Consider the following 15,586-nt stretch of genomic DNA (forward strand, 5'->3'; position numbering starts at 1 on the left):
CGGTTCTCCTTGTGCGGGCGGAATTCATTTCAGGTCGAGTTCGGTGGTCAGCTTGTAGTCTGCGGCCAGCGCCTTCAATTTGTCCCAGGTCGCGTCCTCGACCTCGATGCCGTCGCGCCTGCGCTGCTGCTCGCGGATATGTTCGACCTCGCCGGGATAGAACACGCCGGGGGAGCCTTCCGATGGCGGCGTCGATTTCAGATAGCGCGCGAACTCGCCGACTTCCTTCTCGAAATCCTTCAGGGGGCGGAAGGCGGCGACATTGAACACCGCCATGAAGCATCCGTCATTGTGACGGCCGGTCGGCTCGACGCCAAAGCCCAAGCCCTTGAGCAGGCCGCACAGCACTTCGACCATCGCGGCGAGGCCGCTGCCCTTGTAGCCCTCGCTGCCGCCGAGCGGCAGCAGTGCACCGCCCTTGCGATACTGGGTGGGATCGGTGGTGTGCCGTCCCTCGGCGTCGATGATCCAGCCCTGCGGGATCTGTTCGCCGCGCGCCACCGACAACGCGATCTTGCCGGCCGCGACCGCCGAGGTCGCCATGTCAAGATAGAACGGCGCCTCGAGGTCGGACGGCACCGCAATCGAGATCGGATTGGTGCCGAGCCTTGCCTCGCGGCCGCCGAATGGCGCGACATGCTTCGGCGAGCGGCCGGAGTCGGCGGTCGCAATGCCGATCATGCCCTCGCGCATCGCCATCAGGGGATAGGCGGCGAGCCGCCCGACGTGGCTTTGGCGGAACACCGTGCAGGCGGCGACGTTGGCGGTCTTCGCCTTCTCGATCGTCAGCGCCATCGCCTTGGCGTTGACGTGAAAGCCAAAACCCCAATGGCCGTCGATCACGGTCGTGGTCGGCGATTCCTGGACGATGGTCCATTTGGCGCCGGGCACGATATGGCCGGCCTTGATGCGGTCGATATAGGTCGGGATCGCGATCACGCCGTGCGAGTCGTGACCGGCGAGATTGGCGTTGACGCAGCCGGCCGCGACGGCGCGAGCCTCCTCCTCCGACGCGCCGGCGGCCTTGAGCAGCGCCGCGCCGATATGCGTGAGACGGTCGGCCTGGAGCATCGGCATGGGAATTTCCTCTACCTCTTAACGCCCGCGCGATCGGCGGGTCTTGCTTGTTGCCGCGGCCGGCATGGTCTCAAAGCGGCGGCGGCAGGGCAAGCGTGGAAATATCCTGTTAGCCATGCTGCCGGCACGGTTCTCGATGGCTTTCGAATTTCATCCTGCAAAATTCGAATTGCGCTGACAAATCGTGAATGAGCCCGTAGTTCTCCTGAGCGACGTCGCGGTTCGTTGGTCCGACATTTACTCTGAATCGCAACTCCGGGTCGCCGATAACGAGCATTTAGGCCCCTGCACGCATAAAATCCGCGGGGGCAGCGGTGCTTCCGGCAGGGAGCTTGGGGACGGTGAGGACCGATATCGCGCGCACGTTTGCGGCGTTGAATGCGACCAACGAAGCGATTCTGTACGCCAAATCACCTGAAGAGCTGTACGCGAAGGTCTGCGAAGCCGCGTTCTCGGTCGGGGACTTCCTGGCCGTGGCGATCTTCCTGCTGGAGCCGGAAACCAATCTCCTGCGCTTCGCCGCCGGCTGTGGCGACGACGTCGCGCGCCTGCGCAGCATCGACATCTCGATCGTGGCCGGTACGCCCGAAGGGTCCGGGGTCTCCGGGCAGGCCTTCCGCGACCGGAAGATATGCGTCAGCAACGATTTCCTGAATGATCCGCGCTCGCTGCCCTGGCGCGAGGGAGCCACGGCCGGCCAGGTGGGCACGGCGGCAGCGCTGCCGCTGACCTGCAATGGCGAGGGCGTTGGCGTGCTTCTCGTTTCGCGGCGGGAACCCCACTCGATCGACGGGCAAATCGTCTCGATGCTGGAGCGCGTGTCGGCGAACATTTCGTTTGCGCTCGACAATTTCGAACATGAGGCCGCGCGCAAGAACGGCGAGCGCACCATGCGGCGGTTGAACCGGATGTTCGGCGCCATCAGCGCGACCAACGAAGCGATTCTGCGCGCCAAGACCGAACAGGATCTCTATCAGCGCGTTTGCGATGCCGCGGTATACAGCGGAAAATCCGCGGCTACCGTGGTGCTGCTTGCGGAGCCGGACTCGATCTGGTTGAAGCCGGCCGCCGGGACTGGCGCGATCGTCGAACAGATCATGCGGGCGCTGTTCTCGATCGATGCCGGCAACCCGTATGGAACGGGCGTCTGCGGCAGGGCATTCCGGACGCAGCTGCCAGCCGTCAACAACGATATCCTCAACTCGACACAGGGCCAGCTCTGGCATCAGGCCGCACGCGAAACGGGCGTCACCGCCTGCGTCGCTGTCCCCCTGATCAAGGCCGACGAGAGCATTGGCGTGTTGCTGTTCTTTGTCGGGAAACTGTGGGCGGAGGACGAGGAGATCGTCGCCCTGATGGCGCGGATCGCGGAGAACGTCTCGTTCGCGCTGGACAATTTCGAGCGCGCCGGCGAAAAGGCGAGAGCCGACGCCCAGAAGGAACGTCTGGGGCGCATGCTGGCGGCGCTCAGTGCGACCAACGAAGCGATCGTTCGTGCAACGTCGCGGACGGAGCTGTTCGAACTGGTGTGCGAAGCTGCCGCGACGGGCGGCCGGTTCAACTCGACCAGCATCATGCTGGCCAGATCCGACAGCGACTACACCGACATGGTGGCCGTGGCGGGACCAACGGCCGGCAACATGCGCCGGGTGAAGGTTTCGATCAACGCGGATCATCCGGAAGGACGCGGGCTGTGCGGCAACGCTTTCCGCTCCCGCCAGGCCTGCATTGCCAACGATTTGCGCGCCGATTCCCGTGGATCGGCGTTTCACCAGTTCATTCACAGCGACGGCGCGATGTCGGGCGCGGCGTTCCCGCTGCTGGTTTCCGGCCAGGCGGTCGGCGTGATGTTTTTCATCTCTTCGGAGATCGATACGTTCACGCCCGAATTCGCCGAACTGTTGCAGAGACTCACCGACAACGTGTCGTTCGTGATCGGGACCTTCGATCGGGCCGACGAGAAGGCGAGGACCGAGGTCCAGAAGGAGCGCCTGACACGCATGCTGGCGGCGTTGAGCGCAACCAACGAGGCGATCATCCGTGCGGCATCCCGGGCGGAACTGTTCGAGCTGGTGTGCGAGGCCGCGGCCAACGGCGGCAAGTTCACCTTGACCTCCATCGCGCTGATAAAGCCGGACAGCGAGTATCTCGACGTCGTGGCTGCCGCCGGTCCGACCGGCTCCAGCGCGCGCCAGGCGAAACTATCAACTAGCGAGGCGCATCCGGAGGGGCGTGGGCTCTGTGGTTCGGCGATACGTTCGCAGCAGGCCTGCATCATCAACGATTACCTCGGCGATCCGCGCGCCGAAGCGTTTCACGCCACCGCGCGCAACGACGGCACGAATTCCGGCGGTTCATTTCCCCTGTGGGTGCATGGGCAAGTCGTCGGCGTGATGTCTTTCATGTCGATGGAGAAAGACACGTTCACGCCCGAATTCGCCGAATTATTGCAACGGCTCGTCGACAACGTATCTTTCGCATTAGAGAATTTCGACCGCGCCGATGAAAAGACCAAGGCCGACGAGCGGATCGAGTATCTGGCGTCGCACGACAGCCTGACCAATCTGCCGAACCGGGAAATGTTCAACGGTATGCTCCGCCGTGCGATCGATGCGGCCGCACGCTATCAGCGGCAGTTTGCCCTTCTGTTCATCGACCTCGACAGGTTCAAGGTCATCAACGATTCGCTGGGGCACGACGCCGGCGATATGCTGCTGGTGGAGATCGGCGGCAGGCTGCGGCGCGCACTGCGTTCGAGCGATGTCGTGGCGCGGCTGGGTGGCGACGAGTTCGTGGTCATTCTGGAGGAGACCGCCGAGCGCCACGAGGTCGAGCGCATCGCCGGAGAGCTTCTGTCCGTGCTCAGCCAGCCGCTGCAGCTCAGCGGTCACGAATGCCACACCACCGCCTCGATCGGCATTGCGATGTACCCCTCTGACGGCGCCGACATGCTGACGCTGACCAAGAACGCCGACATGGCGATGTATCTCGCCAAGGAGGACGGCAAGAACGCCTTCCGCTTCTTCACCAAGGAGATCAAGACGCAGTCGATCGAGCGCCTGACGCTGGAGAGTGCCTTGCGCCGCGCGCTGGAGCGCGACCAGTTCTGTCTGCACTATCAGCCCAAGATCGACATGGCGAGCGGCCAGATCACCGGTGTCGAGGCGCTGCTGCGCTGGATCCATCCCCAACTCGGTACCGTATCGCCGGGGCAGTTCATTCCGCTGGCCGAGGAAATCGGGCTGATCGTTCCGATCGGCCGCTGGGTGCTCAAGGAAGCCTGCGCGCAAAACATGACCTGGCAGCGACGCGGCCTGCGGCCGGTGACGATGGCGGTCAACCTGTCGCCGCGGCAATTCGCGGACCCGAATCTGCTGTACGATGTCGACGAGGCGCTGCTGGCAAGCGGCATGTCGCCGGTGCTGCTGCAGCTCGAAGTCACCGAAAGCATGGTGATGCGGAACGTGTCGCGCGCGATCAAGGTGCTGGATGCGATCCAGAGCCGTGGCATTCGCCTCGCGATCGACGATTTCGGAACCGGCTATTCGTCGATGTCGCTGATGAAACAGTTCCCGATCGATACCATCAAGATCGATCGCTCCTTCGTTCGCGACCTTCCCGTCGATTCCGAAGACCAGGCCATCGCGCAGGCGATCATCAGCATGGGCAAGGCGCTCGGCATGACCGTCATTGCGGAGGGCGTCGAGACCCTGGAGCAGGAGGCTTTCTTGCGCAGCCACGCCTGCGACGAAATGCAGGGCTTCCTGTTCTCCAAGCCGCTGCCCGCCAGGCAGATGGCCGATCTGCTTCGCGCCGAACCGCAGCTCGCCTCGCCGCCGTTGCAGCCGGAAGCCGGCTCAGGGTTGGAAGGCGCTGTCGTCTGACGGTTGCGGATGCAACTCGCGGACCGCCACCGCCGGGTCCGGAATTTCGGTTTTGCAGGGGAAGTCGTAAGGCCAAGGCAGCGACGTCTGCCCTGCGAAGGTCCCAAGGAAGATGTCTGCGGCGGAAGCATATGTCGCCCGGTCTGGCAATCCGAGCTCGGCGCACCATTCGGCCGGCAGCGGCTGGGAGGAGGCGCACAACTCCATAGCGGGTCCCCACCACCACGCCGGGGCGGGCGAGCGTTCCGTTTCCGGAACGGCACGCCACGTGTTGTATTCGCCGATCATACGTTCGAATTGCAGTACCGCCGCCGGATGCATTCAATCTCCTGAAGCCTGATGATATCCGCATCCACGGGCGGCGCAATGCATGTTGCCGGTTATTGCCGGCCGTGCTGCCAGTGCGAGGTCACATCCGCGCCTGATTTGTTGAGATGGACATGCTGATCGACGTGATCGACCCACGACACCGGAATGAAGTGGTGGTGCTGCCCGTCGGGCGAACTCTGTTTGGTCAGCTTGATCTTGTCGGTTCCTTCCATATGGTCGACTTTTCCGACCGTCTTCTTGTCCGATGAGATGACGTCCATATGTTCCCGGATCTGTGAAGCAGAAGCCATGTCTCATATCCCTGATTTGGTTGGGGACATAAAACGTGCCGTTGCCGGAATGGTTGCTGGGCCGTTGATCTCGAAGCCGGTCCCGTTCCGCCAGCGGTTACTTCTCCTCCGCCGCCGTTGAGGTCGCCGGACCTTCGCCCATGATCAGGAGAACGGCGTCTTCATCCTTGGCGCCGTCCCAATGCACCTGCTTGGCGAAATGGGTGACAAAGCTGCCGGCCGGCATCGGCGTCGTGTTGGCGGGATCGAATTTCGGCCCCGAGCCAACCCACCACGTGCCCTGCAGCACGACGATGTAGCGATCATTGGGGTGGAAGTGCGGGCGGCTGAAATGATTGCCCTTCGTCCACTTGTTGTAGACCATATAGAAGCCGGGTTTGGCGGGATCGCCTACGACAACAGCGCTTTGCGCACCGGCTGCATTGACCGGGCCCCAGGGAATCTGGTCCGGCAATTTGTAGATGACGGCGGCCGGATTGAGTTCTGCAGCGGAGCTGATGCTCAACATGCCGGCGAAAGCCAGCGGCGTCATGAGGTATCGCCAGGACCAGGGTATCTCCTTCATGATTTCCTCCCTTGCCGTTTCGTCAGCTGAGATGCGCTCATCTCTGTTGTCGCGATGCTAGCTGGTCTCGTTCCAGCGGAGCAAGGCACGCGGGTGCATGCGTGATAGGCAACAGCAGCAAGCGAAATGTCGCACAACGCAATTGCAGCATGAAAAACGGATTTACGCCGCGCGTCGCGGTGATAGGTTGCCGCCCAACCAAAAGCAGCCACGGGAGGGTTACGTTCATGAAGCGTTTGTCGATACTTGCCGCCGGTCTGTTGATCGGCGCCGCCGCACTTCAATTTTCCGGCGTGGCGTCCGGCCAGAGCGATGGCTGGGTGACGCTCGTCGACGGCACCAAGATGGGCGACTGGACCGAGGTCGGCAAAGCCAATTGGGCGATGAAGGACGGTGCGCTGGTCGCAGACAAGATCACGGAGGGCAAGGATCCCTCCTATCTCGTCAGCAAGGAATCCTACAAGGACTTCGAGATGAAGGTCGAGTTCTGGGCCGACGATGACGCCAACAGCGGAGTTTTCATTCGCTGCGACCAGTCGGCCAAGATCGACTCCAAGATCTGCTACGAGATCAATATTTTCGACAAGCGGCCCGATCCGACCTACGGCACCGGCGCGATCGTCGATGTGGCCAAGGTCGACCCGATGCCGAAGGCGGGCGGCAAATGGAACACCTACGAGATCACGGCCAAGGGCCCTCAGCTCGTCGTCGTGTTCAACGGCCAGAAAACCGTCGATGTCCAGGATTCAAAACACGCCAGCGGTCCGTTCGCGCTGCAATACGGCTCGGGCGTGATCAAGTGGCGCAAGGTGCAGATCAAGCCGCTGTAGGCCGCTGAGAGGTCTCTTGCGAGGTTGTGCCGGCTCACTCGCGAACCGACGCGCCCGTCTTCAGCGGGTGCGCCTTCCTGTGCCACGCCCAGGCGGTGCGGATAATCGTGGCCAGATCCGAATAAGCGGGACGGAAGTTCAATGTCGCGCGTGCGGCGGAGGGATCGGCGACCAGATAGGTCGGATCGCCCGATCGCCGCGGCTTGACGACATGCGGGACTTCGCGGCCGGTCTCGGTCGCGATCGCCGCGAGTATTTCGCGCACTGAAAAACCGTTGCCGGTGCCGAGATTGAATGCGCCGCCTGAATGTCCCTCCAGCAGCAGCTTGAGCGCCAGCACGTGGGCAGCCGCGAGGTCCGTCACATGGATGTAATCGCGGATCGCCGTCCCGTCCGGCGTGTCGTAATCGTCGCCGAACACGGCAAAGTCCGGCACATGCCCCTGCAGCGCCATCATGGCGCGGGGGATGAGGTGTGTCTCGACCTCACGCAGCTCGCCGATGCCGCCGGCGGGATCGGCGCCAGCGGCGTTGAAGTAGCGCAGCGCGAACGAGCCGAAGCCGTAGGCTGTGCGATAATCCGCCAGCACACGCTCGATCATCCATTTCGAGGCGCCATAGGGGTTGATCGGTGCGCAGGGATAGTCTTCGCGTAGCGCCTTGCTGTCGGCATTGCCATAGACCGCGCCGGTTGACGAAAACACCAGGCGATTGCAGCCGGCCTCGCGCATGGCCGCCAGCAGCGACAGCGTTCCGGCGAGGTTATTGACGTAATATTTCTGCGGATCGGCAACGGATTCGCCGACCAGGCTCGACGCTGCGAAGTGCATCACAGCCACGATGTCGTGCTCGGCAAAGGTCCGCGCCAGCGTGGCCTTGTCGGCGATGTTGCCGACCACCAGCGCGCCGGCGGCGAAGCTGCGGTGGCCGGTTGAAAGGTTGTCGTAGGTGACGGGCTGGTAACCCGCCGCATCCAGCGCCCTGCAGCAGTGCGAACCGATATAGCCGGCACCGCCGGTGACGAGAATGGCTGGACGGCTGTTCATTGATTGTGTGTCCCGCCGATGTCAGTCGATCGGCCCCTGTTCAGCAACAAATAGAGCGCGCGCGGGTTGGTCGTCAAATAGCGCCAGAACAGGCGGCGCGGTTCCAGCCAGATGCGCCACGCCCATTCGAGGCCCGCATGCTGCATCCACCGAGGCGCGCGGACGCGGCTGCCCGACAGGAAGTTAAACAGCCCGCCTGACGTCTTGATGACGCCGACATTGGAGAGGTTGGGTGTGTATTCCTCGACGAAAGCCTGTTCATAGGGAACGCCGAGCGCAACCCAGAGATAGTCCGGTGCCAGCGCGTTGATTTCCGCGACCTTGGCACGCAGCGCTTCGCCGCGCAGAAAGCCGTGGCAACGGCCGACGATCTTGAGATCGGGATATTGCTCGCGAACGCTGGCGACCGCGGCGGCGTTCTCCGCGTCGTCCGCGCCCAGCATGTAGAAGGTCAGGCCGGCCGCCTGTGCCTTGCGGGCAACGACGTGAAACAGGTCGGTGGTCGCGACGCGTTCGGGCAGCGGCGTCTTTGATCTGAACCGCGATACGGTCACCAGCGGCTGGCCGTCGGCATTGATCAGATCGGCGGCCCGAAACAGCCGGTCGGTCATCGGTTCGGTCGAGCAGCGCGCCAGCACCTCGCCATTGGCCGAGGTCAGGTAGAGCGGGCGATTGAGGCGGCGTTGCGGGAACACCATGTCGATCATGAAGTTCGCGGTCTGCTCGAGATCCAGCACGGCAAGCCGCAACCCGCCCAGCGTGATGCGAGGCACGCTGGCCGTGGCCGCTCTGCCGACGGGATTTACGCGACGCTCAAGCATATTGCTTGTCCCGCTGCGGGCTCGCGGCCGTTGGGTTGACTTCGCTGAGGACGACACCGACCAGCTTGCGCTCGGCCCCGCCGAGGGCTGCGATGATGTCTTCCATGCTGTCGTTGATGTCGAGATGCACCGGGAGGATCGCAACGAGTCCCTCGGCGATGTCGAGCAGTTTGCCGTCGGCCGGGCTCCACGGCATCGCCGGCCCGTCGAGAATCACGAGGTCATAGCCGCTAGCGGAACGGGCGCGCGCAATCGCCTTTCGGATGGCGTCGCCGGCTTTCGCGTCGGCGGCGTTGACAGCCGGCAGGATCGAAATTCCGTTGGCGGTCGGAATCGCGCGGGCGGCCCTGGCGCCGATGCCAAGCCAGCCGAAACGGCTGGGCTCGCTCTTCGCCAGATGGCTCACCTTGCTCGATAGCGCGCGCTCCTTAAGGTCGGCATCGATCAGCAGCACCTTGGCGCCGTCACGCGCCGCGGCGAGCGCAATGTTCAGCGCGGCGATGCTGCGGTCCTGATCCACTCCAGCGCCGATCACAGCCATCACGGGCGGGGTTTCCCCGCCGGCGCGTCTGGCCAGCGCCGCGCGCATCTCGCGCAGGGCATTGAGGACAGTCATTAGCGGAAAGCCCGCGCGCAGCGTCGGCCAGCCCAGCCGCGTGACGTCAGCGGTGCTATCGGTTGCAAGGATGCCGCCGAGCGTACGCATCACGTCGGCTTCCTGCAGCCGTGCGATCAGCGGCTTTTCGATCAGGCTGACCGCGGGTTGCGGCTGGGGTGGCGCGGCAGGCGGCTGCTTCTCGGCCGCCGGAGCGGGCGGTTGCTTCGGCGTTTCTGCCGGCGCTTTGTCCCGTGGCTGAACCGGGTTCGTGCCCGGCATCAACTGGTTCAGTGCGATGAACCAGCCGGAGGCAGCGAGCCCGCCAAAGACAAAACCGATCATCGCGAGCAGGCTCATGGCCGGCGGGAAGGTACGCCGTTGCGGCACGGTGGCCTCGCCGATGATGCGTGCATTCGAGGTGTTCAGGCTTTCCTGCTCCTCGGTTTCGCGCGATCGCTTCAGGAACGACTGATAGACGTCGCGGCTTGCTTCCACGTCGCGTTCGAGTTCGCGCAGGCGCACCGAGGCCTGGCTCATCTGGACGCTCTGGCGCTTCTGGGTTTCCAGCGCCTTGCCGAGCGAGGCTTCATAGTCGCGGGCGCGGATCAGGTCGTTCTTCGCAGACTGCGCGAAGCGCTCGACCTCCTCGTTGATGGCGCGGCGCAGGTCCTGCACCTGCTGCTCCATCTGGCGCAGCGCCGGATGACGCGGCCCCAGTTCGCTGTGCAACTCCGCCTGGCGCTTCCGCGCTTCGGCATATTGCGCGCGGAGATTGGCGATGGTCTGCGACTGCAGCGCCTCGGGGATGGCGCCGGCGTCGGAGGATGCCTTGCGGCTGGCTTCGATCTGGTCGAGTTTGGCCTGCGCGTCCAGCGTCAGCGCGCGGGCGGCGGCGAGCCGCTGGTTGCTGGCGGCGAGCTGCTGGTCGCTGATCAGCGTGTCCTGGCTGCCAACGAAATTGTTCTGCGCCTTGTAGACCGCGAGCGCGTTCTCGGCATTGCGAAGCCGTTCCTGCAATTCCTTCAAGCGGCCGGAAAGGTCGCTGGTCGCGCGCCGCGCGGCGGCGGCCTGCGACTGCTTGGATTCGGCGAGATAGGCTTTCGAGATCGCATTGGCCAGCATCGCCGCCTTGGCCGGTTCATACGACCAGACGTCGATATCGACGATGAAGGTGCGGTCGGTCTTCTTGACGTTGATGTGGCGATTGAGCGCTTCCAGCGCGCCCATCTGGATCTGCTTCTGCTGCTCGGCGGTGGGGTGCATCTCGATCCCGAACAGGCCGAGCAGCGATCCCAGGATGCCCTTCGAATCGCCGCCGCCGAACTCCGGGTCCTTTTCCAGATGGGTGTCGCGGATCACCTGCAGCAGCACGTTGTTCGAGGTGATGACGCGCGCCTGGCTTTCCACCACCATCGCGAGGCCGGAAATATCCTGGGCGCGCGGCGTCAGCTCGCGATCGACCAGTTGCAGTTCGCGGGGATCGACGTAGAGCTGGGCAGACGCCGTGTATTTCGGTGTCAGGCTCTTGCCGACCGCAACCGCGACGCAGGCGGAAATCAGCGCTGCCGAGACGATCGCGACCTTGCGCTGCCACAGGAGCTGGGCCAGATCGAGCACGCTGAAGCCCGCCGGCGCGGCTGTCGCCGCGGGGCCGATCTCAGGCGTTGCCCGGTCTATCGGCTGGTCATAGATAAGCATCGCCCCCAGCTTTCATTCGAACTGCCGCACGCATCGGCTGAGGGGTTACTCTTCGGGTCACGCCACGGGCGCTGAAATAAAGCGCTGAACAAACGCAACAGGGAAAATTAACCATACTCACTGAGGGACTATTCCCCGAATTGGCAAACAAAGCGTTTAAGCGCGGGCGCATCGCATCGCCTCCGCCATGGTCAGGGCCGGAATCTTCCGCTTCGCTGCCGCGCGGAGCGCATGGGCGAGCAAAGCGGGCGAACAGCCATAGGGGCTCGGCCGGTCGGTGACGTCGTGGCCGTAGAAAATTAACCATCCATTATTGGTTTGGGCTTCGTCGAACGCGCGGTCGATCCGGTCGAAATCCATCTCGCGATCGATCAGCGGCATGGCGCGCAGGAACTGCAAGTCGACGCTGCCGGCGTTGACGCCCTGCACGATGCTACGGCAGGTCTGGAATTCCTTCCTGAGCTGATACTTGCGGGCGTAGGAGCCGTATCCGAACGGATAGGCGAAACTGTCCACCCGTATCGAAGGATCGAGCGCGCGAAGGTAAGCGCTGTTGCGCTTGATTTCCTGCCGCATCGTCGCTTCGTCGAGGTCGCAGGCGCGCTGATGCGAGAACGTGTGGCAGCCGATCTCGTGACCCCTGCGGTGAAGCGAGACCACGTCGTCGGCCTCGCACGCCACCCAGTCCGGCGCGTCGGCGCCGACCAGGCTGCCCGAGACATAGAACGTCCCGCGCGCGCCATGCGCTTCGAGCATCTCGGCACCGGTCGTCGCCGCGCTCTTTGGCAGATCGTCGAAGGTGAAGCTGACCATCGGCGTACTGTTGCGCAGCCGGAACAGGTCGACGCGCAGATGCATCGCCAGCCGGTGGCCGACCTTCGCTCTTGCCTCTGACAACATCGCGTTCATGGTCTCAACGCTTTCGCAGGATCACGTGGTAGTCGCCGTGCCGCACGTCGGTGCGGCCAGGCAGCAAGAAGTTCATCGCGCGCGCGGCGGCATCGACGAGCGCCGCGAACGCGGGCATGCGCAGTCGCATCTCGGGATAGCGCGGGCTCTCATACTGTTTGCGATAGATCATCTGCAGGCCGTGCTGCTCGGCGAACGCTTCAAGGTTCGTAAGCGTGACCAGCGGGTGGAACAGCGTCGGGAACGGCGCGTGGCCGGGCAGGCCGGCTTTCTTGTCGCCGCGGACGTGACGGTAGAACCAGACATGGAACCAGTGCGGCGAATATTTGGTAACGACACCCGACAGCGACCGCGGATTGGGCGCGCCGATCAGGATCATGCCGTTCGGCTTCAGCGACTCGTAGAAGTGCAGCAGGGCTGCTTCGACGTCGGGCACGTGTTCGATCACGTTGTAGCAGAGCACGAGATCGAAGCTGTTGGGCTTGAAGCGATGGGTCTGGATGTCGCCGAGGATCGCTTCCTGCGCATAGTCGTTGTTGCGGATCTGGTCCTCGTCGATGTCGACCACAGTGACGTGGGCGCGATGCAGCACCTTGAGCGGCAGGAAGCTGGTCGAGCCGCCGCCGGCTTCGTAGATCCTGAGTTCGCCCTCAGGCAGTCTCGCTTCGAGAATGCCGTGAACGGTCAAGAGGCTCTGCCGCGCTTCGCCATGTGCCAGCTCGAGCAGCGCCTGCGGATGCTGCACGGGTTCAGTCGCCTGAGTGTGGTCGATCGTGACTGCCTTGGTCATCGGCTTCATCCATTCTGACGCGAGGGCTGCCTTGTTCATTCTAGTTGTCCCAATCGACGCGCTTAAAAGCGTCCATCAATGCTCGGTCTTCCCTGTGAACCTGCGGATCGAACGGCACACGGTTGGTGCGCTGGTATTTCCAGTTGCTGCCGATCTCGCGGAAGTGCCGAAACGAAAAATCCCTGGTGCAGAAATAAGACGCCCACCAGGAGAAGATCGAATGGACGTGCCATTGCGCATGCGTGGGGCACCGGGCGGGAACCACCGTCCATTTCGGCAGGCACTCGTTTGCGTCGCGCCGCATCACGAGCCTTGAGAACTGATATTCCGGCGGCATCAGAATCGAGAAGTCGGCGTGCCGATGCGGAGCCTTGTGCATGTTGTCGCGGATGCCGTCATCGATGCCGATGATCCATCGCCCGCGATATCGGACAAGCCCGGTCCAGGATTGCTCGGCGGCCTCAAACACTGATTTTCCCGACTTCGACAGCACCAGCTCGTCGATGTCGGAGTTCATGGCGCTTCGGGCATTCTGCAGGAAGCGCCATCTTGCGTGCTCCCAGGCTCCCAGTTGGCAGAAATCGGAATCCCAGTGGTCCCAGCTGTTCGCGCCCTGCGGACCGTATTTGAAAGGCCACTCCATCACGACCGAGCATCGGATGCCTTCGACTGAACGGAGCGCGGCGCTCAGCGTGCTGCTGTCGTAGGCGCTGGAGCCGTTGTCATAGATGAGAACGGCGTCCGCGCCGTGAATGTCCCGGTTGAACCGCACCCAGTCGAGGATCCATTCGATCGGATTGTCCTTCGACATCGTGAAGATGACGCGGCGATCCCGGAACATCTCCGACTCGTTCGGCGACACCGGGAATGCAAAACTCCCCAGTTCGCCCAATGCCTGGATCGGGCCGGCATGCTCGGGAATGTCCAGCCACAATTGGGCGTGGCGGTCGAGGTGCCTTGTCCGCGCCTTGCGGGTCCCCGCGCCGCTGATGAAATTTGTCGTCGCGACGTCGCGCGCGAGGTTGAAGAATGGCGGCGCAAACAGCGCAACCTTTGATTTGCTGACCTGCACCGCGTCGTAGAACAGCGTATTGCTATCGAAGTCGCGCTCGAAATTCTCGCCCCGAAACGCGGGCGGACGCGTCGCCTCGCGCCGCTTGTCGGTGAAGTCCGACAGCGACGCTGAATTGGTTCGACAGATGACATGTCGATTGTCGGCTGCAACGACCGCATTTTTGCTGGCGAGCCGCATCATGGTTCTCTTGTCGACATGCTGGGTAGTCCGGTGGACGGGGCGGCGATGGACGGGGCCGGGAGATTGCGCCGCGTGGCATAGGCGATCACGGCTTTACGCAAGCCGGCGATGTCGAATGCAAAGGCTGCGGCGACGTAGACGACGCAGCCGGTTGCGGCCAGCACGCCAAACGAGACGATGCCGATCGGAAGCAGCGGTTTTGCGAATGTCAGCACCAGCGCCATGATCGCCGTCGCAGCGACGATCCGCATGACCTGGAATGCGTTGAAGGGGAGCGGAAAGGCTTTCCGCGTGAGATACCAGCCGAAGCCTGCGCCGAAGGCTTCCACGATGACGAGGCTAGCCGCCGCGCCGGCCAGGCCAAATCTGGCGAGCAGGACCGGCATGACCAGCAGGTTCGCGATCAGCATCGCGATGCTTTGCGTCGTCATCATGAACGGCGTCTTGGCGAGATGAAAGCTCGCGTGGATGTAGGATTGGGAGATCGACTGAAACAGCCAGGCAAAGGCCAGGATCGGCATGATCTGCGCCGCGGTCTCCCTGAACTCGCTGCCAAGGATCACGCCGGCGATGTAGCTGCTCGTCAGAGCCACGCCGGCGACGGCCGGAAGGACGGCGGCCAGCAGAATTTCGAGGCTGAATTCCAGATGCGGCCGCGCCTCGGCGCCGCCGCCGGTGGCATAGGCGCGTACCGCCAGCGGGATCGTCGCGGATGCGATGCTCACCGCCGGAATTAGGATGATCTGCCGGACGAGATCGGCCGACGCGCCGTACTGGCCGGCCGCATGGTCGCCCATGAAGTGAAACACCAGCATCCGGTCGAGCGCAGCGTGGAGCGCAAAAACGATGCCCGACAGCGTGATCGGAATGCCGAAGCCTGCGAACGTCCGCAATTCGGAAATCTTCGGTCCGGCGACGGGGGATCGCAGGATCGTGCTGGCAAACAGCATGGTCGTGACGAAGTAGGTGATGGTCACCATCGCGAGCTGGCATAGTCCGCCGCCGCCCAATAGCGCCGCGGCCAGGCACAGCGTGAACGCCAGGCAGGCGCGAATGATCGATGCCGACATGAAGGCGAAGGATTGCAGGCGCGCCTTGAGCAGTTCCTGCCCGAGCTCAAAGAGACCGAGCCCCAGCGCGAAAAAGACCGCTGCGAGATTTCGTTCCAGCGATACCGACGTCGTCAGCGTGGCAACAAGGAGTGCGATCGGCGCGGCGAGGGCGGAAATGAGATAGGCGACGAAAATGGTCTTCCTGACGTCGACCGCATCGCCTTCCGACTGAAAACGAAGAGCAGAAACGCGAACCCAGGTGAACAGCAGCGCCGAAACGATGCCCGCCGTGCTCAGACCGACGACGTAGACTCCATACTCCTCCGGCGAGAGCAGCCGCGTGAACACGACCGCGCTCAGCAAGCCGATTGCGGCCGATACGACGCTCGCGACCGAGTAATGGAACGTTTGGCTGAGCATTATGCTTTCGGCCTATGAAGCG

Annotated in this window: 13 protein-coding genes; 2 read left to right on the plus strand and 11 right to left on the minus strand. The window is 63.4% G+C overall.

Translation table 11 applies throughout. The annotated features are described in order from the left end of the window. Positions 1–24: 24 nt before the first annotated feature. A complete protein-coding gene (locus tag C7G61_RS27870) occupies positions 25–1,077 on the minus strand; it encodes an Ldh family oxidoreductase (protein ID WP_108519890.1) in 1,053 nt (350 codons plus the stop codon). Between the two features lie 341 nt (positions 1,078–1,418). On the opposite strand from C7G61_RS27870, the gene C7G61_RS27875 reads away from it, so the two are divergent. Continuing rightward, entirely contained in the window at positions 1,419–4,961 is a 3,543-nt protein-coding gene (locus C7G61_RS27875) for a sensor domain-containing phosphodiesterase (protein ID WP_108519891.1), read from the plus strand. On the opposite strand, the gene C7G61_RS27880 is transcribed toward C7G61_RS27875, so the two are convergent. The 3 genes from C7G61_RS27880 to C7G61_RS27890 all read right to left on the minus strand — a co-directional run bounded on the left by C7G61_RS27880 (position 4,935) and on the right by C7G61_RS27890 (position 6,146). Next, positions 4,935–5,282 carry a hypothetical protein gene (locus tag C7G61_RS27880; RefSeq protein ID WP_108519892.1) on the minus strand — a complete coding sequence of 116 codons (348 nt, stop codon included), beginning with the start codon at positions 5,280–5,282 and terminating at the stop codon, positions 4,935–4,937. The genes C7G61_RS27875 and C7G61_RS27880 overlap by 27 nt on opposite strands. 59 nt (positions 5,283–5,341) lie before the next feature. After that, the gene (locus tag C7G61_RS27885) at positions 5,342–5,581 is read right to left on the minus strand and encodes a DUF2171 domain-containing protein (RefSeq protein WP_108519893.1); all 240 of its coding nucleotides are present in this window, start codon (positions 5,579–5,581) and stop codon (positions 5,342–5,344) included. Between the two features lie 97 nt (positions 5,582–5,678). Then, on the minus strand, positions 5,679–6,146 hold the full coding sequence (locus C7G61_RS27890) for a cupin domain-containing protein (protein WP_244608494.1): 468 nt from the start codon (positions 6,144–6,146) through the stop codon (positions 5,679–5,681). A gap of 227 nt (positions 6,147–6,373) precedes the next feature. On the opposite strand from C7G61_RS27890, the gene C7G61_RS27895 reads away from it, so the two are divergent. Then, on the plus strand, positions 6,374–6,976 hold the full coding sequence (locus C7G61_RS27895) for a 3-keto-disaccharide hydrolase (protein ID WP_108519895.1): 603 nt from the start codon (positions 6,374–6,376) through the stop codon (positions 6,974–6,976). A 34-nt stretch (positions 6,977–7,010) separates the two neighbouring features. Here C7G61_RS27895 and galE read toward each other — a convergent pair whose 3' ends face one another. From galE to C7G61_RS27930, 7 genes are all read right to left on the minus strand, one after another. Continuing rightward, on the minus strand, positions 7,011–8,021 hold the full coding sequence (galE, locus tag C7G61_RS27900) for a UDP-glucose 4-epimerase GalE (protein ID WP_108519896.1): 1,011 nt from the start codon (positions 8,019–8,021) through the stop codon (positions 7,011–7,013). Further along, positions 8,018–8,842, minus strand: coding sequence for a WecB/TagA/CpsF family glycosyltransferase (locus C7G61_RS27905; protein WP_108519897.1), 825 nt, complete (start codon positions 8,840–8,842; stop codon positions 8,018–8,020). The genes galE and C7G61_RS27905 overlap by 4 nt, the downstream gene beginning before the upstream one ends. Next, positions 8,835–11,138 carry a GumC family protein gene (locus C7G61_RS27910; RefSeq protein ID WP_108519898.1) on the minus strand — a complete coding sequence of 768 codons (2,304 nt, stop codon included), beginning with the start codon at positions 11,136–11,138 and terminating at the stop codon, positions 8,835–8,837. The genes C7G61_RS27905 and C7G61_RS27910 overlap by 8 nt, the downstream gene beginning before the upstream one ends. Positions 11,139–11,294: 156 nt before the next feature. After that, on the minus strand, positions 11,295–12,047 hold the full coding sequence (locus C7G61_RS27915) for a polysaccharide deacetylase family protein (protein WP_244608495.1): 753 nt from the start codon (positions 12,045–12,047) through the stop codon (positions 11,295–11,297). 4 nt (positions 12,048–12,051) lie between these two features. After that, complete coding sequence (locus C7G61_RS27920; RefSeq protein ID WP_244608496.1) at positions 12,052–12,876, minus strand: class I SAM-dependent methyltransferase; 825 nt, start codon at positions 12,874–12,876, stop codon at positions 12,052–12,054. Position 12,877: 1 nt separating this feature from the next. Then, on the minus strand, positions 12,878–14,089 hold the full coding sequence (locus C7G61_RS27925) for a hypothetical protein (protein WP_108519899.1): 1,212 nt from the start codon (positions 14,087–14,089) through the stop codon (positions 12,878–12,880). After that, on the minus strand, positions 14,089–15,564 hold the full coding sequence (locus tag C7G61_RS27930; protein ID WP_108519900.1) for a lipopolysaccharide biosynthesis protein: 1,476 nt from the start codon (positions 15,562–15,564) through the stop codon (positions 14,089–14,091). Before C7G61_RS27930 ends, C7G61_RS27925 begins: the two co-directional genes overlap by 1 nt. Between the last annotated feature and the right edge of the window lie 22 nt (positions 15,565–15,586).

This window comes from Bradyrhizobium algeriense (assembly GCF_003062295.1).
GTDB lineage: Bacteria > Pseudomonadota > Alphaproteobacteria > Rhizobiales > Xanthobacteraceae > Bradyrhizobium > Bradyrhizobium algeriense.

Excerpts from the sequence above, each read along its gene's own strand:
- C7G61_RS27905 (WP_108519897.1), bottom strand. The coding sequence starts at position 8,842 with ATGCTTGAGCGTCGCGTAAATCCCGTCGGCAGAGCGGCCACGGCCAGC.
- C7G61_RS27920 (WP_244608496.1), bottom strand. The coding sequence starts at position 12,876 with ATGAACAAGGCAGCCCTCGCGTCAGAATGGATGAAGCCGATGACCAAG.
- C7G61_RS27925 (WP_108519899.1), bottom strand. The coding sequence starts at position 14,089 with ATGCGGCTCGCCAGCAAAAATGCGGTCGTTGCAGCCGACAATCGACAT.
- C7G61_RS27915 (WP_244608495.1), bottom strand. The coding sequence starts at position 12,047 with ATGAACGCGATGTTGTCAGAGGCAAGAGCGAAGGTCGGCCACCGGCTG.
- galE (WP_108519896.1), bottom strand. The coding sequence starts at position 8,021 with ATGAACAGCCGTCCAGCCATTCTCGTCACCGGCGGTGCCGGCTATATC.
- C7G61_RS27930 (WP_108519900.1), bottom strand. The coding sequence starts at position 15,564 with ATGCTCAGCCAAACGTTCCATTACTCGGTCGCGAGCGTCGTATCGGCC.
- C7G61_RS27890 (WP_244608494.1), bottom strand. The coding sequence starts at position 6,146 with ATGAAGGAGATACCCTGGTCCTGGCGATACCTCATGACGCCGCTGGCT.
- C7G61_RS27895 (WP_108519895.1), top strand. The coding sequence starts at position 6,374 with ATGAAGCGTTTGTCGATACTTGCCGCCGGTCTGTTGATCGGCGCCGCC.
- C7G61_RS27910 (WP_108519898.1), bottom strand. The coding sequence starts at position 11,138 with ATGCTTATCTATGACCAGCCGATAGACCGGGCAACGCCTGAGATCGGC.
- C7G61_RS27880 (WP_108519892.1), bottom strand. The coding sequence starts at position 5,282 with ATGCATCCGGCGGCGGTACTGCAATTCGAACGTATGATCGGCGAATAC.
- C7G61_RS27885 (WP_108519893.1), bottom strand. The coding sequence starts at position 5,581 with ATGGCTTCTGCTTCACAGATCCGGGAACATATGGACGTCATCTCATCG.
- C7G61_RS27870 (WP_108519890.1), bottom strand. The coding sequence starts at position 1,077 with ATGCCGATGCTCCAGGCCGACCGTCTCACGCATATCGGCGCGGCGCTG.